A 24,577-nucleotide genomic window follows, 5' to 3' on the forward strand; every position below is an offset into this window, starting at 1 on the left:
AATAATCCCCTGATTTCGGTTGATTATCGCCGATTCTCTGGGGCGGGCAATAACAGCAGTTCGCGGAACACGGCAAAAGCTTGCTCAATTTTTTCGGTAGTGGGGACACCTGCGTGGACGTAGAGGCCATATCGTAGCGTGATCGACTCTCCCTGCTTCAGTTCAACTGGCTTCTGATACGACATAGTCGCTCCCATCCAACCATCATTGCGAACGTGAAACGCACTAGGAAAAATTGGATTGTCGGGATGATTCATCAACGTGATCCCTTCATGGGCGTCGCGGGTAATCGGTCCCGAGTAATCAACCCAGCGTGCCGGCTGGCGGAAGACTTCTTTTTCGTCGACTTGCGCCTCGCTGTTGCGAATTGTCCCGCCCCCATCATGCACGCCGATCGTTTTCGCCATTCTTACTCCGAGCGGACCAAACGGCGTATCACCAAAGGTGACCGATCCATTCTTGGCGGTCAGCACCAGATCGATCGCCAGCAGCCACTGATCGTCTTCCCATGGGATTACGGTCACTGTTCGCGTCTCGTCGAGCAGTTGCTTTTCGCTGCCGGTGTCGACCCAGACGTTGTGCATTCGAATAACTGCCTGATCGTCGCCGTCGATGAACTCGCCAACGCGCACATGGCGAATTTTCCCAGGCGAACGATCGGCCCAGAAGTCGACTCCATTCACATCATGGTGCGTCACCCAGACCGAATTGTGATGACTGTGCCCGTTGGGATCGTGGGGATGTCCCATCCGGGTAAGGCTTCGCCCCGAAGGCCCCATGATGGGATAGAGAAATGGCCGCTCTAAGTCAGGTGCAAAGTGGTAGCGAGTCAACTCGACGCCATCGCGGGTGATCGAAACCTGGTCGTGCGGTAGCGGCAAGACCTGCATGCGTGGGACTGGTTTGGCGCCTGGAAGTGTTTCGTCAGCTGCTGCAACGCTTGCGGCCAGCAGCAGAAAAAGAATCGGTAGGCAGCGAGCCATATTAAGCACTCCGATGGGGGTAGGACATTTTGCGTAAGGTTCCTACAGCCTATCTTCCCCTGCGAGGTCGCTCAAATAAAAACGGCCTCCCTAACCGGGAGGCCGCTTGCATCGTCTCTGCATTGGAACTTCGACTATTCTTCGTCGAAGTTGTATTCAATCTTCAGCACTTCCAGTTCGTACGTCCCTTTTGGTGCCGCGATCTCGACCACGTCGCCCACCTTCTTGCCGATAAGCTGCTGCGCCATGGGGCTGTCGACGAGGATCTTGTTATTCATGAAGTCCTCTTCGCCGGCACCGACTAACGAGTAGACTTCCTCTTCGTCCATGTCAACGTCGCGAACGGTGACCGTGGCAAAGAAGCCAACCTTCGATGTATCGACCGAGGAAGGATCGACGATGAACGCCTTGCCCAGCTTCGACTTCAAGAGGTTGATCTTGGCTTGGATCATCCCCTGCGTCTCGCGCGAGCCGTGGTACTCGGCGTTTTCCTTCAGGTCCCCTTCAGCGCGAGCGTTGGCAACCTTTTCGGTGATGGCAGGCATTTCTACCTCTTCCAAATGGTGCAATTCGGCTCGCAGCTTTTCGTAACCCTTCCGGGACATGGGCATTCGATCGGCCATGCTCGACATGTCAGGAACTCCCTCAATGGAAAAAAAAACGCGACCTGGGTCAGGCCGCATGACGTTCTGAGTTGGTTTGTTACTTTTATTGTTATTGAAAGATGAGGGGTTTGTAAAGCCAGCTTCTTTAGGGAGCTAGCTGTTTCGCAAAAACTGCGAAAAAACCCACAGGTTGGCTCTACTCAGGAAAATAGAGAAAAGCCCCGCACGACGAACAAAACACAGGCTTACCGAGTTTGAGATCGCTGACGGTCTGAATTCGCAACTGGACATTGCACTGGCCGCAGTAATTGTTGACCACCGCAGCCAAGGCCTCTTCTCCTCGGACTTTGACCACGCGTTTGTAGTCGGCCCGAACGTCTGGCGGGATGTCTTTCTCAACCCCTTCGAGAAGCTCCAACACGCGGGCAATTTCCGTTTCCAGGCCGGTTCGCTCTTTCTCCACTTCCGCTTCGATTTTTGCCTGATCTGCTTCGGCCGCTTCGACGCCTTTGATGGCTTCGGCCAGCTTGATTTCCAGCTGATCGACCTTTTCTAATGCTTCCAGAATTTCGTCGGACATGACGCTATTGGCCATCTGGGCCGCGGCGATCTGCTCTTTGAAGATCTGAAACTCGTCGTTCGTCTTGGCTGCGTTGAGCTTTCCTTCGATGACCTCGATCTTGCTTTCACTTTCCCGCAATTGAAGCTGCTTGCGGTCTGCCGTCATTTTGGTGCTTTGGATCGACTCTTTGACCTCGGCGACGGTCTGCTGGGCGGTCGTCACACGATTTCGAGCAGCATTCACGCGAATCGGACATCGCGCCAGACGACTCCTAAGGTCGCTCAATTGGCGATGGATTCGGTGAAGTTCCTGCAGAACTTCGCTGTAGGGTCGCTCGGACATGGGTGAACCACTCGGAAATGATCAGTTTTCAATAATGCAAACAATGTAGCAGCAGCGTGGGCTTTAGCACACGCCACCACCTCATTTTACCCCATAGGTCAAACAAAAAAGCCCGGGCCTGATGACAGGCTCCGGGCTTTCCGGGTTCACACTTTCCACAATGAATTCAATTACGCCGCGTCGGCCGTATGCAGGAAACCGGCCAATTGCTGGCTGCGAACTGGATGTTGCAGCTTACGAACCGCTTTGGCTTCGATCTGGCGGACACGTTCGCGGGTGACCTTAAAAATTCGGCCGACTTCTTCCAGGGTATAGGTGTACCCGTCTTGCAGGCCGTATCGCAGCTTGATGATTTCGCGTTCGCGATAGGTCAGCGTTTTCAGCAAACCGCCGATTTTGTCTCGCAAGATTTCGTTCGAGGCCTTACGAATTGGGGTCTCTTCGTGACCATCCTCAATGAACTCACCGAACGAGCTGTCTTCGCTTTCGCCGATCGGACGATCGAGGCTAACCGGATGACGGCCGATGTCCATCACGCGGCGCACTTCCTCAACCGGAATTTCGCTACGGCGCGAGATTTCTTCCATGGTCGGTTCGCGGCGAAGTTCCTGCAGCAGGCGTTTCTGCACGTTACGCAGCTTCGACAACACATCGATCATGTGAACTGGAATTCGAATCGTACGAGCCTGATCGGCAATCGCCCGCGTAATGGCCTGACGAATCCACCAAGTGGCATACGTCGAGAACTTGAAGCCGCGGCGATATTCGTACTTATCAACCGCACGCATCAGGCCCGTGTTGCCTTCTTGAATCAGGTCCAGAAAGCTCAGGCCGCGGTTGCGGTACTTCTTGGCGATCGAAACGACCAAACGCAGGTTGCCGCTGGACAGTTCTCGCTTGACCCCTTCGTACTGATCGAACTGCTTGCGGAACTTATCGCAACGAGTTCGCAGGCTGCGTGGGCTTTCCAGCGTCAGCAGCATCAGGTCGCGAAGTTCCTTACGCAGGTTGGCTCGTTCATCCTTAGCGGCCGGCTCGTCACGGATCAGATTCAAACGTGCTCGGATTTCTTCCATGCGATCGGCGAAGTCTTCCAACTGGCTCATCACCGGAATCACGCGGCGAGTTCGCAGCGACAGTTCTTCGACCAACTGCAAGCACTTTTGACGGCGGCGAATGAATCGCTTACGGGCAGCCAAACGCTCTTCACGTGGGGTACTTTTGCGAAGCAAACGTTGGAAGTCGCGACGATTTTCTTCCAGCATCACGCGCAGCGTCTTCAGGTTGTGCGGCATGCGCCCTTGGATTTGCTCTTTGGTCAGATTCTCGGTCAGCGAGACCTTGATCGTCCGATCGAAAGGCAATTCACCTCGGTGGACCTTTTCCAGGATTTCGACCGTATGACGCAGCGCGAAATCGCAACCTAGTACCAGCCGGCGGAACTGCTTGCGGGTGATTTCGATCTTCTTGGCCAGGGCAATCTCTTCCACCCGGGAAAGCAGAGGAATCGAAGCCATTTGCGACAGGTACATCCGAATCGGATCGTCGCTGCTCTTGGTGATTTCCTCAGAAGCGAAGGTCTCGGAGCCGCCATCTTCGTCCAGAGCTTCCGCGAATTCGCGAGCCGATGGAGCCTTGATGGCCGGAGCATCATCGAAATCGTCTTCCGGAGGATCGGTGACCAACTCGATGCCGCGGTTTTCGAGTTCGGTCAGTAGCGAGTCAAGTTTCTCGCTGCCACTGGCTTCATCGGGGAGATAGTTGTTGACTTCATCATAAGTCAACCAACCTTGCGACTTGCCTTTTTCCAGAAGTACGGCCAATTCTTGATCGGCAAATTCCATAGTGAAGACCTCCTTGCCTTCCCATAAAATTCTCTTTGGTCATTTTCGCCTGCGATCGGGATGCGGGTCATACCAACCGGGGCGACGTCAAGCGGTATCCTCTACCCATCCGTGGGAAAGGAAATACCCTGGCGATTTCTTTTCTGCTCGACAATTTCTTTGAGGACGTCGAGCTCGTCCTCTTCAGGAATCTCTTTTTGAATCATTGATGATTGTTGATTACCGCTAATACGATCCTCGTGATCGCCTCGGTATGCATTAATGATCATCTTTAATTCTTCACTTGGATCACCAAACTTATGTTCGGTTGCCAACTCATCGAGTTCAATCAAAAGGAACCGAATAGACTCGCTTTCGACTGAATCCAAAATTCCGGGGAACCCACAATCCTGATGGGCATCACTCCGGGTTTTGAAAATTCTATAGATAACCCGACCGGTCTCGCTACGAAGTTCGTCAGGGCCAATTTCTTCAAGGCACCACTCGATCGTCTCGGGTAACGCCAACATCATTTTTAGTAAGGTTTTGTCCCAATTATCTAGATCGCCAATGCGATAAATTCGATCAGCCACACCAACCTTTTGTCCATGCGAGACCGGCGCTGCCGAACCATGGTGGTTTGTTTTTGTTGCTTTCCGCAAGGAAGACAACCGCGTGCGAAGTTCCGATTCGGCAACTTGAAACTGACGGGCAATCCGGGCCAGGAACTGATGCTCGCGAAGCCGTACTTCCGACGACGTTTCCGCCGCCAGGTTCGGGGCCTTGGCCAGCGTGTTCAGCACGTCCTCAAGGGCATCGTTGGCACTATGCAAGTCGTTCGCCAGGTCGATGCCGGCAGTGGCAATGCGAATCTTGTGTTCCAGTGCGTCCAGTGACTTGGCCAGGTGAGCACGAAACGCCTCGGCTCCTTGCTGCTGGACGAAATCGCATGGATCGAGCTTCTCAGGCAGCGTGCAAATCCGCAGGTCGACCTGCTGAGCGATGAACAGTTCCAGCACTTCGCTGGTTCGCTTCTGGCCAGCATCATCGCCGTCGAGCACCAGGTAAACGGTGTCGGCATAGCGACGCAGCAGTTGAATGTGTCGCGGCCCGAGGGCAGTCCCCAGCACGGCCACCGCGTTCTTCACGCCCGCTTCGTGCAGGGCAATCACGTCGGTGTACCCTTCGACGACGATCACCTTCTTGCTGTTGGTGATATGGTCGCGTGCCAGGTCCAACGCGTAGACATTGTCGCTCTTGGAGAAGAGCCGGGTCTCAGGCGAGTTCACGTACTTCGCCGACTTCTCATCCGCATAGGCCGGCAAAATGCGACCGCCGAAAGCGATCGGACGGCTCTGGACGTCGCGAATCGGGAAGATTACACGTCCTTTGAAGCGATCGTACATCCGGCCGCCTTGCGACTGGCCGATGAGCCCGACCTTTTCCAGCACCGGCTGCGTGTATTGGCTTTGATTCGACTTATTGCAGAGCCACTGCCAATCGTTGGGAGAGAAGCCGATATGGAAACGCTGAATCGCTTCCTTCGTCATCCCTCGATCATGCAGATAGCGGCGGGCCTCGTCGGCGATCGGGTCGTTTAGCAGCAGTTCGTGGAACAGCCGCTCGGCCCAGGCCAACGCGTTGTATTGGTATTTTTTATCGTCAGGACTGCCAGCGGGGGCAACCGGGCCTTGCGAGGGAAGCGCGATGTTGGCTCGTTCGGCCAGAAGTTCGAGCGCTTCGCGAAACTCGATGGACTCGCGACGCATCACGAAGCTAAAGACGTCGCCGCCGATTCCGCAAACCCAGCATCGCCACGATTGGCGCTGTGGATTGACCTGAAAGCTAGGGCGGCTGTCATCGTGCCAAGGGCACAAAGCGACGTAGCCACGTCCTTGCCGTCTCAGGTTCAGGTATCCACCCAGGACATCCACGATGTCCGAAGCGGCTCGCACCTGTTCTTTTACGTCGTTGTCTGGGGGAAAAGCCAACCTTTGGACTTCCTTCCAGGGTTTTGCGGGAACCCTATGCCCGAGAAATGTCAGCGTGACTTGCGCCCCGTCTCATGTCCCCTCGCCCCTGAGGGGAAGAGGGTTAGGGTGAGGGGCCATCTTGCTCCTCACAGCCCGAGTTCGACATTTTGGGCCGTGCCTTCCGTAGCACGTGGGAGCAATTTAGTCCATTTCCCAATTTTAGGTCAAGTTCGCATTGACGCCTGCCGACAACCTTTTGGTTTCACGCTAGCAGATATCTTTTACAATATCGATTTTGGGACTTTTTGCGTAGTACTCGCGCCCCAATGAAAAGTCACAATCTGTGAGCCTTTCACCCACAAACGAAGGAAAATCTCGCTATTCTTGAGGGTGAAGCACGAAGTTTTTTGACAACTCGCTGCCCCTTATCCGACCGAAAACCGAACACTTCGACCTGAATACGAACTCCCAAAAAATCGAACACTGAACTTAGAGCGACAACTTGGTTTCCCGATTTTTTCCTCCTGCCGAACAAGCCGACGAGAACGACCTGGTGATGGTAGGTGGTCGCCTTTCTTCCGAATGGCTATTAGACGCCTATCGCCACGGCATATTTCCCTGGCCGATGTGGGGCGACTGGATGCCAATGACGTGGTTCTCGCTCGATCCGCGAGCCATTATTCCCCTCGACGGCCTCTACGTGAGCAAGCGGCTGAAGCGAACCATTCGCAGCGGTAAGTTTCAAGTAACTTGCGACACCGCTTTTCGCGAGGTCATGCAGGGATGCTCGCAACCACGACATAAAAAAGATGGCACGTGGATCACGCCGGCCATGCTGAAGGCCTACTGCAAACTGCACGAGGAAGGGCACTCCCACAGTGTCGAAGTATGGCACGAGGGACAACTGGCCGGTGGTATTTACGGCGTTGCGATTGGGGGACTCTTCGCCGGGGAGTCGATGTTTCACACCGTCCGAGATGCCTCGAAGGTTGCCTTGGCGGCACTGGTCTCCCACTTGAATCAACGCGGATACAAGCTGTTCGACATTCAGCAGTGGACCGCGCACACCGGCAGCATGGGAGCCATTGAGATCGCGCGTAGCGACTATCTGACGCTTCTTAAGAACGTGGTCGATCTTCCCGTGACCTTTGGGGACGAGCTTTGCGAAATCAAGTTTTTCGGGTCTACCTTAGCCGATTAGCTTCTTTCGCAGCAGATCTAAACCTTGCTTCGCCATTCGCGGTCCCCAGATCTCGGGATGACCGGCCAAGCCGCTGCTGATCGATTCAACGCCATCTTTCGATGCCAACGCAACGTAATATTGGTCGGCCGAGTCAGCTTTCGTCAGCGTCCCCAAGGCCAATCCATAGGTGGCGTTACCAACACTTCTGGCTTGGACCGCGGCTTTCTCGACACTCTCTTGAGAGACCAATTCGACCGGCATCTCAATAGTGCCACCGAGAAAAGCCTGGCGGTCGGTGTCGACGGTCCCTAACCAGAATGCCAACATGCCAGACGTCGAAGATTCAACCGTCGCCAACGTTTCTCCACGAGCCAGTAGATCACGGATGACGACGTCTTGGAGCTCTTGCTCCCCTTCCCCGAACACCAGATCACCGACGGCTGCCTGGATTTGCTGGACCGTATCCGCAATCGCTTCTTCGCACTGCTGGGCCGTCTGTCCCGTTGCTGTAATTCGGAGTGAAATCGTCGCTTGATGCACGGTGATGCCGACGCGAGGCTCCCTACCTCTCTTGATTAGGTCGGGCAGTAACGCCTCCATATGACTTTCTCCCACCCCAAAGCATTTTACGACGTGATGCCGGATGATCTTCTTCGCGGTTCCCTTGCCGGCCAGCGAAGGAACGACGGTGGTGGCCCACATTTCCTTCATCTCGGCAGGCACACCCGGCAAGGCAATAAAACGTGAGTGATGCAGCCCCACGCTGTAATCGAGATCGATTCCTGGGGCCGTTCCATTGGGATTGGGAATAATACGGCTGCCAACGGGAAACATGGCCTGAATCTGATTCTTCGGCGGCATCTCGCGTCCCCGCATGGTAAATCGCCGCTGAATATGCTCCAGGCTCTCGGCATCGAGCTTCAGCTCGGTACTGGTTGCGTTGGCCAGAGCCTGGCGGGTCAGGTCATCGTCGGTGGGGCCCAGACCTCCGGTCGAGATGACCAGGTTAGCCCGCGCCAAGGCATTCTTGATGACCTGAATGTTGGCCTCCAGATCGTCTCCCACCGTCGTATGAAAAAGGACTTCGATTCCAAGTGCCTCCAACTGCTGGCTAAGCCACTGCGTGTTGGTATCTAAGCGCTGTCCGCTAGTTAATTCGTCTCCGATGGCCATTATCTCTGCGATCATTCCGCGTCTGGTCCTTCCTAGGTGCATCCACGATGAAGAGGTCTCTCTGCCCCCTTACGATAACCCAACCTCGCCATTTCGACACGACCCCGAAACTTTACCAAGGCACTAGGGTGGCCCCATTCCTTACGACTCACGGGTTGCAATCGCGAATCGTATCAACGGCTTAACCCATACCAGAATGTCGGCCACCAAGACTGCCGATCTCACCAAGGGGGGAACAGTACCCACACCTTGCCCACAAATGACCTGTGTGCCGACGACTCAGGTAAACTTCGGATCAGGAATGTCTTCAAACTCTCCATCACCTGCAATAACCTCCATCTTTCGTGACGCTTCTCAGAAAGCACGAAACCTGGTGCAACGTCTCGTTGCTCAGGGTGGAGAGAGCCTTGACTGGGTCGATGAATTGCGTCAATTGCAGTTTGGCTATCTCGACGAAAGCTCCCAGAAGGGGGACCGAGAGTGTCGTGCTGGCTGCTCGGGGTGCTGTTTATCGGCTCAAGTCGACGTGACAGGCATCGAGGCGATCGCTGTCAGCGACTATCTGCGAACCTGTGTCGATGCGTTGACGCTCAATCAGATCAAATCACGCTTGCAGCGCGTGACCAAACGCCGGATCGAACAGATTCAGGGAGTCACCCGTCAACGACCGCTTGCCTGTTCAATGCTGGGGGAAGATGGTCGCTGCATGGTTTATCCCGTTCGTCCGATTATCTGTTCCGGCGTCTTTTCCACCAGACGCGACGCATGTCTGGATGCCGAACAAATGGCCCAGGCCGGGGATTTCTCCAGCACCATTCCCCTCGACAATGACGCCATCCAAGCCACGGGTGGAATCTCGGGAACTTTGCAGCGAATCCTGGTTGAAAACGACCTGGACGGCAATTTATACGAGTTCAACTCGGCCGTTCTCACTGCCTTGCCACTAAAAAATGCCTTGAATCGTTTCCTGGCGGGCGAAGACCTGTTTCGAGATGCCATCTGCACTGACGCACACTCGCCCCCCAGAAAAAGGGCTGTCCGTAAACCTCACTTTCTCAAGTCGCAAGCTGTCAGACGAGCATGATCGGCTCGGTTTAAGCTCTTATCCCAGGTTGTCAAAGGGAAATCGTTGCTGGTACCGTAGGGGAATCGTCGCGACGTTGTCGGCACGCAAGGAGCGATCCACTGCTGCTGGGCAACAACGAAGCGTATTCGGGGTAAACTACTTGGGAACGATCGATCTATGGAATTCACCGCTGGCTTTGAGCACTTCGTTCGCACGGATGAGGCGTTGGCTCCTTATACATGGCTGAAACTGGGTGGCAGCGCCGAATACTTCGCAGAACCCACGACCATCGATGAGTTGGCTGCCGTTGTAATACGTTGCCGCGAGAATGAAATCCCCGCTCGCGTGCTGGGCGGGGGCTCGAACCTGCTGGTCCACGACGAGGGTGTGCCTGGCTTGGTGATTCAGCTTAGCCATCCCACATTCAGCGGAATCAGTATCGGTGGCAATCGGATGACGGTCGGAGGTGGCGCAAAGCTATCTCACGCGGTAAGCACCGCCGTTGGCAGCGGATTGGCCGGTCTAGAGGCACTGGCCGGAATCCCAGGCACGATCGGCGGAGCGCTGCACGGTAATGCCGGCGCAAATGGAGTCGACGTGGGTCAACGAGTCGTCGAAGCCACCGTGATGACGCGATCGGGGGAAGTTCAGACACGGACGGCCCAAGACCTGCAATTCACTTACCGGCAAAGCAGTCTTGACGAGTTGGTCATTCTGAGCGCTGTATTCGAGTTGGAATCAGCCGACTCGCAAGAGCTGACACGCCGGATGCAGAAATTCTGGATCGTGCAGAAGGCAACCCAACCGGGTGGCTCGGAAAGCGTGGGATATCTGTTCTTCGATCCTCCTGGGCTCGCGGCCAGTTCGTTGATTGAGCAGTCAGGTCTCAAAGGGACGAAGGTCGGGGGAGCCGAAATCTGCGCGGAACACGCTAACTTCGTCATCGCCGGTAAAGATGCGACCTCGAACGACGTCATTCGCCTGGCCGAACTCGTGCAGAGCCGAGTCAAAGAAGTGACTGGCATGGATCTTAAGTGCCAGCTGACCATTTGGTAGCACCTGCCTGCCAGCAATCCAGGATGCCCTCGTAGGGGCTGCTTTGGAGGCGTTTCTTCCTTAGATCAAGTTTCCCCAATCGCTGGTCAAGTTGCCTGACTTGACCAGCCGATCTGATTTAAATGGGCAAGTCTTGAATTCCATAAAAGCGAGTAGAGACGCGTTTATTGGAATCGAAAGATTCATTATGCTCTTCGAAGTCGTAGCGGCGTATCTCGCCGCCAGCCAAGGATTGGCCAACTTTCACAAGGATGATTCCATTGGGTCGCAGCACTCAAACCCCGTCGGGTTTGCTGGGCTTGGGTTCACCAGCCGGGCGTCAGCTATTGCTGTGCGTCGTCATCACGGCAGCCTTCTTGCTGCTGATGATCGCTGGATGGAATCATTACGCGGAACAGTTCGCAGTTCGTGAGGAATTCCTGCTTTCCCCACGCGAGATCTTAATTAGTACGCCTCCAGCTTGGATTCAATCGGACGTCTTAGCCGACGCCGTTGAAAAGGCGGATCTCCCCGACCAACTCGATCTGCGGGACCGTGAACTCACCAACAAGGTAGCTTCAGCGATCTCGGCACATGCGTGGGTTCGCAGCGTTCAAAAAGTGGTGAAACAATACCCTGCCAAAGTGCTTGTTGAAGTCGAATACCGCCGACCGGTAGCGATGGTCGAGGTGGAATTCGTCGACGAAGGTGCCGTTCGCCGCGGCTTGATTCCGGTTGATATCGAAGGAACCGTACTTCCGCCTGGCGACTTCTCACGCATTCAAGCCAACGATCGTTATCCGCGGATTCAGATCGACCTTAAACGCCCCATGGTCGAGGCTGGCATGAAGTGGGACAACCCACGTGTGGCTGAAGCGGCCCTGATCGCTGCGGAGTTGCTCCCGCACTGGAGCGATCTCAAGCTTAACCGAATCATTTTGAAGGAAGATTCGGGGCAACATTACGAATTGGAACTGACCGATCAAACCCGGATCATCTGGGGAAGCCCTCCGGGCAAAGAATTACCTCAAGAAACGATTGCCAAGCATAAAGTCCAGGTCATGCTTCAGAAGGCGGCTGAATCGTCTCTTTCGAGTCATGAAGCACAGCCATCGCTCGACCTGCGCACCGCCGGCAGAGCGGTAACCGGGCTGAATCCCGTCCATCGATAAAGCATCCGTTAAGTACTTCGTGACGGATCGGCCGAGTTGAACATCTCGGAGTCAGATGTCGAGATCGCCGGCGGAGTTGGCCAACGCTGATCGAGAGTAATTTCTGAGCGACGAATGGAAACACAATCGGGTGCTTCAATTCCAATTCTTACCGATTTGCCGGTGACTCTAAGCACAGTCACCGTGATCCCATTGCCGATTTCGATCTTCTCACCGACCCGGCGACTTAGAACTAACATAGCGTCCTTGCCTCATACTGAGTGTTGCTGCGAAGCTACGCGCCTACTTGAAGGTGCCATGGCCTCTTGTCGCCGGTTCCGTGCAGCGAAGTAGTCTTGTAGCGGAGGATAAAAGAAGAGGGGGTGGAAGCGTAAAAGCTTCTCTTTTGAGTATAGAAATCTCACCGCAAATCGCGCGCAGGAAAATCAGGGAAAACCGCAATTTCGTGGCAAAAAGTTAATAATTTTGCGGTGAGCCTATTGACATCAGCAGTCGTAAATAATTAGCGATCTGGTATTTGATTCAATGTGTAGTAGAGCACATCATGCCAGAGAGGATCGCCACTTTTCTCGCGAATACCCGGGAAATGTATCTCGTGGATATGCCCTTCTTTAAGCTCGTCGAGCGTGATCTTTACGGACAAGTTATCCCCAGCCACTTCTACCTTTTTAATGGTTGGCTTGGCATGATCGACCTCGGGGCTGCCGTAGCTCGACTGATAAATATACGTATACGTTTCGATTTGAATGGCATCGGCCTTCGTGGCCGATTCGGGGTCGATCGGCTTGGTGAAATGCACGGTAAATCCATCGGGATTGGCTTTTACGTCCAACAAGTCAAACGGCGTCGTCCCGGTCCAGTTGATACGTTCCAACGAGAAGGGCTTATTTCCCCGCGACCCCCAGCCACGGTTCGTACCGCCGACAAACAGATTGCCATCTTGGGTCATCCAAAGTGGCAACGTCCCTGATCCAATGCCTTGCAGGAAAGGAATGCAGGCTCCCTGGTATCGTCCTTTTACTTCTTCCAGGACGACACGCATGACCGTGCTATGTGATTGGTCTCCGACGAGCATCTGACCGGCGAAAGGACCGAACTTCCCTTCGGAGCGGTCGTAGTCGATGCCGCTGGCCGACTTGCCCATCTTGTCGTACGGAAACAGAACGGCAGCCGGCATGTATTCGGGGATCTTCTTGGCTTCGATATGGAATCGGCTGTTACTTTCGGGGTCTTGCGGACGCTTACCCATGTTGGGCGCCAATTTATACCAATCGTTGCCGCCTGGGTGCCCCACAAAGTGACCTGGCACCAGATGCTTCAAACCGCTCGTACCATTCCAGGGGCCTTGGTTGTCGGTATAGAAGATGTCACCGGCCGCGTTCATGCCGATTCCACCAGGACTGCGAACACCACTGACCGTCGGCGTGGTCGTACCATCTTCGTTAACACGCAGACACCATCCGCGGAACGGGACCTGGCTCGAGAACGAACCGGTCAGGCAAAGCGTGACCCAGATGTTACCTTCCTTATCAAAGCGTGATCCGAAGGCGTATTCGTGGTAATCGCCGGAGACACCCCAGCCATCGGACACCACTTCAAACTCATCGGCTTCTCCGTCACCGTCAGTATCTCGAATGCGTGAGACGTCGCAGCGCTGCGTGACGTAGAGCCATCCGTCGCGGTACGCGAGCCCCAACACTTCGTGCAGCCCGTGAGCATATCGTTTGATGGTCGTATCCGTTTCCGGAGAGCTTGCCTTAGGGTCCGAGACCATATAGATTTCGCCGCGTCGCGTCGCGACCGCCAGTTTACCATCCGGCATCATTTCCATCGCGCCCACTTCCAACACCACGCCATCGGGAATTGGCAGCGGCGTAATCTTGTAGTACTTCTCTTGCTCGCTGTCCTGAGCGATCGCCACCACGGCGGAGAAAAGCACGATCAATAAGGTGGAGCTATATCGAAACATCGGCCAATGCCTTTAATGCGTACGGATGAATGACTTTGAATTTGCAGGGTGGATTACCAAACGTACTTCAGTTGGAAGGTCGCAGGTTGACTGCCCGTGGGGACCTCGACCAGCAAGTCATTCTGTTCAGGTCGAACCGCTGCGTTGGCTCCGACGACTTGCAGTTTGAGTCCCTCGCCCATCTGGTACCAGCCATCTTCCAGGGCATGAATTCCACCGCCAGACAAGGCTCGGAACACGACCGGCTTCGCGGTGGATGGCCCTTCGATCGTGAACTCGCGAACCAGCGATGGGAACTCATTGACCTTTTCGGCCTTGATCGTATCGGAAATCGTTTGTTCGTCGAAGCGATAACGGAACGTCGGGTTATTGGCTGCATCAAGTCGATAGCCCAGGAACTGGTAACCAGCTTCTTTTCCACTGGCATCAGGCCACTTGACGGATGGATCTTCCAGGACCGCGAACGGAGCACCTCCGGGTAGCTGAACGACGTTGTCCCCCAGGGGCGGCTGAAATCCTTGCCCACGTCCCGTCCAGTGACGCGACGCGTCCATGAACGCACCCTGCCAGATCAGAGCCAGTCGCAAGTCATTCGCGTCAAACGCGATGTTGGCCTTCTCCGGGTAGCCAATACCAATCGCCCGGCTGCCGGCTCCTTGGATGAAATTGCGGTAGATAACGGCCTTTCGCCATGCCACCAATTCGATCGGCTGCTCGCCCACACCGTAGGGCTTGGCTGCTTTTTCCTGATCGTTCAGATAAATCCAGATCGCCTCGATTTGCTGATCGGCGTCACCACTGAGAATGCTTCGCATGACCGACTTGCCATTGGGCCAGGCCGTTGGCATGCGTGTCCCTTTACGGAACCGAGGAGGATCTTTCACATACGCTAAGAACCAATCGTGATTCAGCCGCCGGGTCATCAGGGTCATGTCAATCCCTTGAACGCCGGAAGCTTTCTCGCCTGCAAAGGTATGACACTTGATGCAGCCGAATACCTTGTCCCCAACCATGTGCCGACCGGTGGCTTTGATACGCCCTTCCGTTTCCGGAATTTCGATCGGGGGATGCTCGGGTAAGGTATCAAGGCTTGCAAAGAGATCTTTCAACTGCCCCACGTTTTGTCCGCCGAAGTTCGGCATCACGGTCTTCATGTAGGGACGATCCTTGGCTCCTTCACGCAAAATCTTGGCCATCCAGTTCTCGGTAAGCTTGGCCCCCACGCCATCGAGCGTCGGCGGAATGCGTCCCTCGTCCCCCATTTCCGCTTGCGTTGTATGGAAGTAGGAGTTCAGGTCGGCATTGACGCCGCCGATTTCGTCCCGCTGGTGGCAGGCATAGCAGTTGAACGTAGCGAGATGACGGCGAACGCGTTGCTCGGGTTCCCAGGCTGCCACCTTGGGCTGTTGCCGCCGCTTGATGGCCGATGCCAGGCTCTGACGCTGGCCATCCGTCAACTTGAAGTCAGGGGCTTTCCCAGGCGAAGCAGCCAAACACCCTTGGCTGGTATTGAGATCGGCCAAACTTGGCCCATGCAAGGCCATCGCATCTGGCTTGACGTCTCCTAAGCGATGACAATTGGCACATCCCAGGGAAGCAAACTGAATTCGCCCTTTCTCCGCTTTTTGTTGATCGACCTGAAACTGATTCGAATTCTCAGCAGGCGCCGACTTCTTAGGGTCGAGAAACACGAAATCGGAAACGTAGGCATTTCGCAAGCCATTAGGCCCGTCCATCATCACATCGAACTCGGCTTCTCCACCTCCTTCGAAGTATTCAACTCGCAGTTCGTGCATGCCTGGCTCAAGACGAATCTTGCCAGAGCGGCGACTTTTGGGATGAATTCCATCGTTGATGACGACCTGCTTCCCGTCGACTTCCAGGCGGCTACCGTCATCCGAATCGAGATGGAACGTGTAATCTCCCTTCTGCGTGACATTCAGGTATCCTTCGAACACGAAAGCAAAATTGTCCGATCGTTTCGCCAGACCAATATCAAACGACATGGCCTCGCCCGTCTCTTTGGGTTTCAGCTTGGAAAAGTCCGGCAGCTTGCTGAAGTTGCCTTCGTAATACGTGTACTGCAAGTTGGCAGGCACTTCGACGTCTAATTCCTGCAGCAGATACTGTGCGAGTTTCGTGGCCTGATCGGTATCAAGTCGCAGCGCCGGCATGCGGCCAGAGGCTCGGACCTTGAGTGGGTCTTGCAGAAAAGCGGCCAGCGAGGGAATCGAGTACTTCGCTTCGAGCGTTCCCAGCGGCTTCAAGTTTGCCGCTTCGGAAGGGCTTCCCTCACGTGGGCCATGGCAGGCAACGCAGCCGATCTCGTGGTAAAGCTTCTTGCCTTCGTTGATCTCGCGCGAGCGTTTGCGCGACTCTTGGAGCCGCCCCGTGGAAGCAAGGAAGTGGGTTAAGTTTTCAACCGCCTCTTCCCGCTCTGCTTGCGAAAGACTGCCCAGCACGTCGGGCATAGTCGCCCCCGGTTTAAGCAGGTGCGGGTCTTTCAAGTAAGCGCTCAAATACTCGGGTCGTACGCGACTACCAACCAGCGACAAGTCAGGAGCGGCCTTGGCGGAGAGATTGCCAAGCTCAGCTTGGGACTGTTGGTGACAAGCGACGCAATTCAGTTCGCTCCACAGAATTTCGCCCCCGGCAGCATCTGGCGATTGGCTATGAAACTGCTGATAACCAGGAATGATGGGACCCGACTGCGCCCAAAGAGGATCGACGCTGACGACCGCCAAAATCCATGCGGCCATGCTAGTCCAGCGAAACAAGCTCATCATGCGTGTTGCCAAAAGTGGAAAATATGGAAGGGGAGAATCCGTGGTGCATAGGTAGGAAATTAAGGCACCACAGACAGAAAGGTCATGGCCTATTTCATCGCGACAAATCGCGAGTGTCAACTAAGGCAGCAATATTTATTCTTTAGATTATTCAGATATTCAATTCGGTTGAACCATTTTACGTCGCAAAAAACCAACCCGCTGGCAAGCCGAACTAGTGGGTTGTTTTCTTGTAGACTCGATCGGCCAAATCATCCAAGTCATCACGAACGGACTCTAAACTGGCTGGCAGGGTCGGGGCTGCGAGGTCGATTTGTTCGTCGTCTAACTCTCGCAACTTAATGACGACTGGACTCACTCCAAAATTAACCACCATGCCTAACAACTTGTGGGCCGCAAAGGCAAATCGCTTTGGATCATTTGATTCTTTGGCGGAAACCAACTCGGCGAATTGTTGCTGATAGTGCTCGCAATAATCTAGCATCAACTTCACCCGAAGCTCTTCTGGATAGGAAGCCAGTGGATCCTCACTATCTTCACCTAACTCCATCACGGACGACTTATCGGCTGCTGCTGGAGTAATCGGCTCGTCTTCCAGAGAATGTTCGCCGGGACTCACCAACTGGAGGACCGATCGGAGCCCTTCGAGCGTTACCGGCTTCGTCAGAAATCCATCCATGCCTGCGGCTTCCGTTTTCTCACGAAACTCATCGGTCGCATGAGCGGTCAGCGCGACTACCGTGGGGCGAGGACGATCGGATGCGAGACACCGATCGATCAATTTCTGGAAGAAGTCGAAACCAGTCCCGTCGGGCAATTCAAGATCGAGCAGAATAATTTCAGGCCACTGCTCGTCGAGCTTGTCGAAACCGTCTGCAATCGAAACAGCGAACCGATGAGGCACTGCCAATTCGTCGAGCATCGATCCAACGACCAGGCGATTCGCCTCGACGTCTTCGATGACCAATAAGTTCGATTTCGCCAACGATAACATGACTTCCGCCGGGGCAGACTTATCGTGCCGCCACTGATCGGTCATTTCGATATCGCGGAAAGACTTTTGAAACGGAATCTCGAGGATGAACGTCGTGCCGGCCCCCAGTTGACTGACGACCCGCATCCGGCCATTCATCGCTTCGACCAGGCGATAGGCAATGCTCAAGCCCAGCCCCGCGCCGCCATGCTTGTCACGATCGCGTTCGGCTTGCTTGAACGGCTCGAAGATCGACTTCTGGTCCTCGGGCGAGATGCCTGGCCCCGTGTCGGTCACCGTGATCATGGCGAGGATTTCATGGGCATGATGTCGCTGCACTTCAGCTTCGACAACCACTTTCCCTTGGGCGGTAAACTTCAGCGCATTCTGGATCAGATTCACCAGAACCTGCCGCAAGCGGTTTTCGTCTCCCAGCACCCACAAATCGAGATCGTCAGAGACCATCAACTCCATTTCCAAGCCACGTTGCCGGGCCTGGTAGCTGAACATCTCGACAACTTTATCCAACGTCTGCTTTGGATTAAGAGGATCCCGCCGAAGCTTAAAGTCCGAGTCAACTTCCAGCTTCGACATATCTAAAAGGTCGGTCAGCAATCCCATCAAGGACTGAGCAGAATCATGGATCGTGTTCAGGAGGTTCTTCTGGTTACCTACCAGCCGACCGCGAAGCAGCACCTCGGATAGCCCCAGAATGGCATTCATTGGAGTACGCAGTTCGTGACTCATCTTGGCTAGGAAACGTGTTTTTTCCTGGTTCGCCGCCTCGGCGGAATCCCTCGCCGTTTCCAACGCTTCGGCATTCTCTCGCAGACGAGTGACCATCCGCTGTATTTGACTGACCGCCGGCCGGAAGATGAATAGCCCCTCGAACAGAAGCACCACCAAGGTAATAAACAGCAGCCCTCGTTCTACCTGTTTCAAACTGGCGACACGGCTTTCGGCTTCCTGATCGTACGTATAAACGATCTGATCCATGCCTGAAAGAAAGGTCTTTTCGTTCGCCAGAATGATTTCCAATTCAGAAGCGATCCTCTGATCGTCTTGTTCCTTGCCATCTTCAGCGAGTATCGTTACCGCTGCTTCCCGGATCTCCTGATAACTTGGCTCGAGCCTGTCGTATAAACTTGTCACCGTGTCGCTATTATTACCAGGCAAACCCAGTTCTTGATCGCCAACCTGAAGCCCCAGATGGCAGGTCTCCCATAGCTCTAGGGACTCACGAAGATCGTTTCGGGCTTCGGCCTTCTGATAGGGGTTGTCGCTGATATCGATTTGCAGAGCCAGTTTGGTGATCTTTTGACTCAACATCCGCTGGCGTCCAGCGATGTTAATGACGGTCGAATCACTCAACTGCTGCTCTAAGCTTCGCTGAACCAGAACCTGTCCCAAAATGGTGAGCAGGGCCACGGCACTCAGCGCGAGCACATATAGAACGGTCAAGCGATTAGCGGAGGACCTTGCGGTGGGAATGCCTTTTCCCGAATCGGTCATGAGGATTAAACCGTGCTCACGAACTCTTCGATCGCCAGCCCAAGATAGTGGATCTTCTTACGGAGACTGGTACGCGTAATCCCTAGCATACGGGCCGCCTTGGCCTGATTACCAGACGTTTTCCGCAGAATAATGGTTAGAACGTGACGTTCCATTTCCATCACCGAGTCGGCGTAAAGATCATTCGAGCCGGCCTCCATTTTCTCCATAATGAAGTCCTCCCAGTCGCAAACATGGGAGGAAAGCACCTTGGTTTCCAAGCTGTCGTCACTTCGCGGCATGTCCCGCAAGGCATTTCGCAGGTAATCGCCGGCAATGACGGTGCCACGAGACTCAATGAGTGCCCGACGGAGGACACTACGAAGCTCGGCAACATTGCCTGGCCAAGGGTAGTCGGTCAACAGCCGCAAGGCCTCGGGCGAGGTGCGGACGGCTCCTGACTGGGCGATACGTTCCACGCGGCAAAATTGCCCGACGAAGTGATCCACCAACTTGGGCAGGTCGGCACCACGTTCGCGCAGGGGAGGAATGCGAATCATGAAGGCGCTCAGCAGATAAAATAAATCGTGCCGAATCACCCCTTCCGCAGTCAGCCGTTCGGCGTTTCTGCTGGAAGTGAAAATAAGCGTGGTATTGACCTGAACCGGTTCGTGACCACCGACTCGCTCGAAGGTTTTGTCCTGAATATAGCGAACCAACTTGCTTTGCAGCGGCTGCGGAATCGCGGAAACCTCTTCTAGCAAGACGGTCCCGCCATGGCACTGCTCGAGCTTGCCAATGCGGCGTTCGACGGCTCCCGCCAAAGAATTCGGCTCGTGGCCGAACAACTCACTTTCCAACCATTCGGCGTTGAAGTCGCTGCACACGACCTTGACGAAGGGTCGGTCTTTACGACGTCCGTGCTGATAGATCGCTCGCGCGACCAGCTCTTTCCCTGTGCCGATCTCTCCTTCGATCAGCACCGGAACATCGTGCGCCGCGGCACGACCGATCGCTTTGTAGACTTCCTGCATCTCGGGGCACTGGCCGATCAGGTGGTCCGCGCCATCGATCATCGGATCGACCTGCGATGGCAGTTGGACCGGCATCAACATCAAGCGGCGGCTTTCGAGCGCCTGCTGGGTTTTTTCGGCCACCTTTTCGAGTTGAAGCGGCTTGGCAAGAAAGTCAAACGCCCCCTGCTTCATCGCCTCGATGGCCAAGTCACTCGAATTTCGCGCGGTGACGAACAGAACCGGCAATCGCGCATCGATTCGGTTGACCCGCCCAAGGATCTGCAGACCTTCCCCATCGGGCAGAAGATGATCGAGAATAAGCACGTCGGGGCGAAACTGCACGAGTTGCTGAAGTCCGGTGGTTCCCGTTTCCGCATGCTGGACCCGAATGTCCTCTTGGCTTAATGCCGTACTCACCACGGTGGCGACGCTGGGATCGTCATCAATCACCAAGACGCGGCGTTCACGTTTCGTCCCGAGATAATTTTGCGTTGTCAATTTGTTGCAGTATCAAAGAAATAGAGAGAGGTTCCGCCTGTCCAACTCAATGGTTGATCGCAAAGCATGCAACTCATGTACCAGCGGCTCACACGAACAACGCAGCACTGGCCTATCTGTTTTCTGGCAAACAACTTACAAAACATGCATTTGCGACATTCGTGTACAATTTTCCGCAGTGCCCAATTTCTTACGCGATGCGTGCGCTCTTTTTAGGCACGAAAAAAGGGATGGCGATCGGGTCGCCATCCCTCTAGGGAGTCATCTTCGTTTTGGCTGCTAACTCTTAAAACTGCAGGCTGTACTGCGTCCAGAAAAAGTCGGCGTCTCCGTCGAACACGGCGGGATTAATCGCGTTCTGATCCTGGAAGTAAGTTCCGGTGAAGAAGTGCGAGTAACCAAAGATGATGTCCGACCGTGGCGTTAGTTGGCACTTGGCAAGGAAGTCGATTTCCTGACCCAGGTAACGCGAACCAGCCGGCGTGGTGTTCGGATAAGGATTGTTCGTCACGGTGTACGGAACGTCATCCGAGTCTTGTCGATTGAAGACATGATACCAGGCAATCAGCGTCCACGCATCGCAAGGCTTGGCCGTCAGTTGGACGTTCAAGTCTTCAATGTTGTTCCGAGCAAACAAGTCCATCCAGCCCAGGTAGGCGTGCCCCAGTGGGAACAATTGGTTGAAGCCGTTGCTTTGGATCGCGTCGCCAGATGCCCAGTCGTAATAGACCATGACCTTTGGCTTCCAGGCCATCTCTTTGAACTGGTGACCAAACCCGAGGGTAAAGAACCCTGCGTTGTGATCGTTACCCATGAACTCGCCAAACTGATAGGCACCTTCCATGTCGTAAAGAATCGAGTGCTTCTCACCGTTCACGCGGCTACCGAACGTTTGGTAACGAAACGGTGCGGCATTGTTCTCGTAACCCAACCAGTACAGGTCAATCGTGCCAAGTTCGCTTTTCTTGTAGGTAGTCCAAAGTCCGTAGAACGATTGGTCCTGGTTTTCCGAGTCCCAGTCGCGGAGGTCCTTCTTCAGCGGACGGGTCAGGAAACCGTCGATGTCCAAGGCATCGCTGCGGTAGTAGACCTTGAAACCGTCGAATCGTCGACGAATGTTCGCCCAGTCCAGGGGCGAAACGAGACGTTGGCTGCCATATAGCAGTTCTTGACGACCAACGCGGCCATACCAGGCACCATCGCAGGTTTCCATCAACTTCCCGTCGATGAAGAAGTTGTTCATTTCCCAGTAGTTTTCATCGATCGGGCGAGGCGGAGCGGTCTCGAACTCACTCACGGCATGCAGCATTTCTGCATAAACGCGAATGTTTTCGTTCACTTCGTAATTCGCAAACAGACGCAAGCGATGCAGCAGAAAGTCATCGTCGACGCCGTTCAGGAAGGGCTTCATGTTCTGTTCGTGATGATATCGAGCACGATATTCACCACCGATATCCAGAGCACCGCAATCACCAACACAGATTCGCTTGAGGTCTTCGCCCAACAGGCAACCGTCATAGCACGGATCACACAGATAGGTGAAGTCGTTGTCGAAGTAGAGTGGCTTGTAAGCGCTGGCTGCTTTCTTATTCAACTCGGCGACCTTTTTGGGATCACAGCCAGGGACGCCCGACATGTCCATCGTCGACGATTCAGCGTATTCGACGTTGGAAGTGCTCGTGGCAATGGGCACGGCCGGAATCATGTCCGACGGCGAGGCAATGGTCTCGTCCGAGACACGCGTTACCGGGGCGTTCTCAAGAAGTGCCGATTGAGGCGGTACCAAGTCTTGCGCATGAAGTAGAAATGGCGTAGCCCCACCATAGCAAACTGCCAAAGCAGTCAGCCATGAAGTCATGGAATGGGTCATTGGTCGTTGTTCCTTCAACGAATAGTCAATCCGCAGGTCAGTCCGTTTCGTGGGGTATTGCAGATTTCGTCCTCACCAATTGCGGTTCTCCAGGGGATTTGGGAAGGATGTTGCAAATACGTTCTTTTGGTGGTTGGGCTGAGCAACCTTTGTCCGCAGGTGGTGTCAGAATGACCGCGCATCTGAGGTGGCCGCGCAAATAATGCGCTCCATGAATGCCGCACATGCTGACTGGGGTTGCATGGTAGCGCGGTCATTTTCTTCTCTTCGGAGAAAGACAATACAAGCGTAACCCTATGCAAAACAAAGTGTTACGAAGTGGTCGTTTTGTTTTGGCACACTCGTTGCGATTCCAACCAGTGCCACGTCAGCCACGTTGCACTGCGCATCAATGCCGCTCATTGCACCATTGTCAGAAACCTTGCCCCTCCCTTACTCCGAATCATTTGCAGGAATCGAGCATGAACTGGACTGGACTTTGGAATCGCCACGCTCTTACCGCTGGACTGCTAGCGGTTGTTCTGTTGGCAGGCTGCGCGGAATCGAAACCGACTGGCCCCAGCTTGGATGAGCTAGATCTAAGTGCCTTGGCGGCGACCGTCGACGCTGAAGCGACAACATCGACAGACGACGCGAAGCCAACGGAAACGGAAACCGTGGCCACGCTTGCCGCCCCGGAAAAGAACAACCTGAAGTTGGGCTTCATCAAGTTGACCGACTGCGCTCCGCTGGTGATCGCCAAAGAAAAAGGGTTCTTCGCCGACGAAGGCCTTCAGGTCGATGTGGAAGCCCAGCCGAACTGGAAAACGCTGCTCGACCGTGTGATCAACGGCGAACTGGACGGAGCCCACATGCTGTCCGGCCAGCCGATCGCCGCGACGATCGGCATCGGCACCGAGGCCCACATCATTACCGCCTTCACGATGGATTTGAATGGCAACGGCATCACCGTCTCGAACAACATCTGGCAGAAGATGCAAGAAAACGATGCCAAGCTGAAAAGCCCTACCCCGCCCCATCCGATTTCGGCCGACTCCCTTCGCCCGGTCGTCGACGAGTACAAGGCCAGCGGAACGCCCCTGAAGATGGGCATGGTCTTTCCCGTTTCCACGCATAACTACGAACTACGGTACTGGCTCGCCGCGTCGGGTATTCACCCCGGCATGTATACCGAAACCGACACCGTCGGTGAGACCAACGCCGACGTCCTGCTTTCGGTGACGCCCCCTCCGATGATGCCCACCGTACTGGAAGCCGGCAATATCCAAGGCTACTGCGTCGGTGAACCATGGAATCAGCAAGCGGTCGCCAAAGGGATCGGTGTTCCAGTGACCACCAACTACGACGTCTGGAAGAACAATCCGGAAAAGGTGTTTGGCGTTACCAAACGCTGGAACGACGAAAACCCCAACACCCACATCGCCGTCGTCAAAGCACTGATTCGTGCTGGCAAGTGGCTGGACGAAACCGATGCGGACGGCAAGTTGGTCAATCGCGAAGAAGCCTGCCGCATCCTGGCCAAACCAAACTACGTGGGTGCCGACTACGACGTGATTAAGAACTCGATGACCGGCTTCTTCTACTTTCAGAAGTCGGATAAGCGTCCGATGCCTGACTTCAATGTCTTCTTCAAGTATCACTGCACCTACCCTTGGTACAGCGACGGCGTCTGGTTCCTGACGCAGATGCGACGCTGGGGACAGATCACCGAGCCCAAATCGGCCCAGTGGTATGACGAAACGGCCAAGAAGATCTACCGACCTGACGTCTACCGGAAGGCCGCCGAAACGCTGGTTACCGCAGGTCAAATGACCGCAGACGAGATCCCACCCAAGGACACTGACGGCTACAAGCCACCAACCGAAAAGGGAGATTTCATCGACGGCATCGTCTACGACGGCCATGATCCGATTGGTTATCTCAACTCGCACACCATTGGCAACAAAGATAACTAACCGCGTAGTGGGGTGGCCGGGGGAGGCGCAGGCGGAAGCCACCTCCGGCCCGTTACCACGACGCCAGCGATACCCACGACATCGATCAAACCGTACGAAAGA

At 54.7% G+C, this 24,577-nt stretch carries 17 protein-coding genes; 5 read left to right on the plus strand and 12 right to left on the minus strand.

Annotation, left to right across the window (positions count from 1 at the left end; translation table 11 throughout):
* Positions 1-23: 23 nt before the first annotated feature.
* From Pan97_RS15775 to dnaG, 5 genes are all read right to left on the minus strand, one after another.
* Positions 24-983 carry a DUF6807 domain-containing protein gene (locus Pan97_RS15775; protein WP_144974152.1) on the minus strand — a complete coding sequence of 320 codons (960 nt, stop codon included), beginning with the start codon at positions 981-983 and terminating at the stop codon, positions 24-26.
* A gap of 134 nt (positions 984-1,117) precedes the next feature.
* Complete coding sequence (greA, locus tag Pan97_RS15780; RefSeq protein ID WP_105359094.1) at positions 1,118-1,606, minus strand: transcription elongation factor GreA; 489 nt, start codon at positions 1,604-1,606, stop codon at positions 1,118-1,120.
* Positions 1,607-1,784: 178 nt separating this feature from the next.
* Entirely contained in the window at positions 1,785-2,492 is a 708-nt protein-coding gene (locus Pan97_RS15785) for a zinc ribbon domain-containing protein (RefSeq protein ID WP_144974154.1), read from the minus strand.
* Positions 2,493-2,662: 170 nt separating this feature from the next.
* On the minus strand, positions 2,663-4,336 hold the full coding sequence (locus tag Pan97_RS15790; RefSeq protein ID WP_144974156.1) for a sigma-70 family RNA polymerase sigma factor: 1,674 nt from the start codon (positions 4,334-4,336) through the stop codon (positions 2,663-2,665).
* Positions 4,337-4,437: 101 nt separating this feature from the next.
* Positions 4,438-6,306, minus strand: coding sequence for a DNA primase (gene dnaG / locus Pan97_RS15795; protein ID WP_165698791.1), 1,869 nt, complete (start codon positions 6,304-6,306; stop codon positions 4,438-4,440).
* 484 nt (positions 6,307-6,790) lie between these two features.
* Between dnaG and aat the strand changes: the two genes are divergently transcribed.
* Positions 6,791-7,489, plus strand: coding sequence for a leucyl/phenylalanyl-tRNA--protein transferase (gene aat / locus Pan97_RS15800; protein WP_144974160.1), 699 nt, complete (start codon positions 6,791-6,793; stop codon positions 7,487-7,489).
* Here the strand turns inward: aat and Pan97_RS15805 are convergent.
* A complete protein-coding gene (locus Pan97_RS15805) occupies positions 7,478-8,659 on the minus strand; it encodes a CinA family nicotinamide mononucleotide deamidase-related protein (protein ID WP_165698792.1) in 1,182 nt (393 codons plus the stop codon). The two genes, aat and Pan97_RS15805, sit on opposite strands and share 12 nt — an antisense overlap.
* Positions 8,660-9,017: 358 nt before the next feature.
* Between Pan97_RS15805 and Pan97_RS15810 the strand changes: the two genes are divergently transcribed.
* The 3 genes from Pan97_RS15810 (at position 9,018) to Pan97_RS15820 (ending at position 11,917) form a co-directional block, all read left to right on the plus strand.
* Positions 9,018-9,728: a YkgJ family cysteine cluster protein gene (locus Pan97_RS15810; RefSeq protein ID WP_165698793.1), complete on the plus strand. Its 711-nt coding sequence runs from the start codon at positions 9,018-9,020 to the stop codon at positions 9,726-9,728.
* A gap of 159 nt (positions 9,729-9,887) precedes the next feature.
* Positions 9,888-10,766, plus strand: coding sequence for a UDP-N-acetylmuramate dehydrogenase (murB, locus tag Pan97_RS15815; RefSeq protein WP_144974166.1), 879 nt, complete (start codon positions 9,888-9,890; stop codon positions 10,764-10,766).
* A 260-nt stretch (positions 10,767-11,026) separates the two neighbouring features.
* Positions 11,027-11,917 (plus strand): cell division protein FtsQ/DivIB, encoded by an 891-nt coding sequence (locus tag Pan97_RS15820; protein WP_144974168.1) that lies wholly within the window; start codon positions 11,027-11,029, stop codon positions 11,915-11,917.
* Positions 11,918-11,925: 8 nt separating this feature from the next.
* Here Pan97_RS15820 and Pan97_RS15825 read toward each other — a convergent pair whose 3' ends face one another.
* The 6 genes from Pan97_RS15825 to Pan97_RS15850 form a co-directional block, all read right to left on the minus strand.
* Complete coding sequence (locus Pan97_RS15825) at positions 11,926-12,156, minus strand: carbon storage regulator (RefSeq protein WP_144974170.1); 231 nt, start codon at positions 12,154-12,156, stop codon at positions 11,926-11,928.
* A 263-nt stretch (positions 12,157-12,419) separates the two neighbouring features.
* Entirely contained in the window at positions 12,420-13,886 is a 1,467-nt protein-coding gene (locus tag Pan97_RS15830) for a PQQ-dependent sugar dehydrogenase (RefSeq protein WP_144974172.1), read from the minus strand.
* Between the two features lie 53 nt (positions 13,887-13,939).
* On the minus strand, positions 13,940-16,672 hold the full coding sequence (locus Pan97_RS15835) for a c-type cytochrome (RefSeq protein ID WP_144974174.1): 2,733 nt from the start codon (positions 16,670-16,672) through the stop codon (positions 13,940-13,942).
* A gap of 214 nt (positions 16,673-16,886) precedes the next feature.
* Complete coding sequence (locus Pan97_RS15840; RefSeq protein WP_144974176.1) at positions 16,887-19,157, minus strand: ATP-binding protein; 2,271 nt, start codon at positions 19,155-19,157, stop codon at positions 16,887-16,889.
* Positions 19,158-19,162: 5 nt separating this feature from the next.
* Complete coding sequence (locus Pan97_RS15845; RefSeq protein ID WP_144974178.1) at positions 19,163-20,650, minus strand: sigma-54-dependent transcriptional regulator; 1,488 nt, start codon at positions 20,648-20,650, stop codon at positions 19,163-19,165.
* Between the two features lie 286 nt (positions 20,651-20,936).
* A complete protein-coding gene (locus Pan97_RS15850; protein ID WP_144974180.1) occupies positions 20,937-22,520 on the minus strand; it encodes an alginate export family protein in 1,584 nt (527 codons plus the stop codon).
* 461 nt (positions 22,521-22,981) lie between these two features.
* Between Pan97_RS15850 and Pan97_RS15855 the strand changes: the two genes are divergently transcribed.
* Positions 22,982-24,475: a CmpA/NrtA family ABC transporter substrate-binding protein gene (locus Pan97_RS15855; RefSeq protein ID WP_144974182.1), complete on the plus strand. Its 1,494-nt coding sequence runs from the start codon at positions 22,982-22,984 to the stop codon at positions 24,473-24,475.
* Positions 24,476-24,577: the final 102 nt, after the last annotated feature.

It is taken from the genome of Bremerella volcania (assembly GCF_007748115.1).
In the GTDB taxonomy this organism is placed as follows: domain Bacteria; phylum Planctomycetota; class Planctomycetia; order Pirellulales; family Pirellulaceae; genus Bremerella; species Bremerella volcania.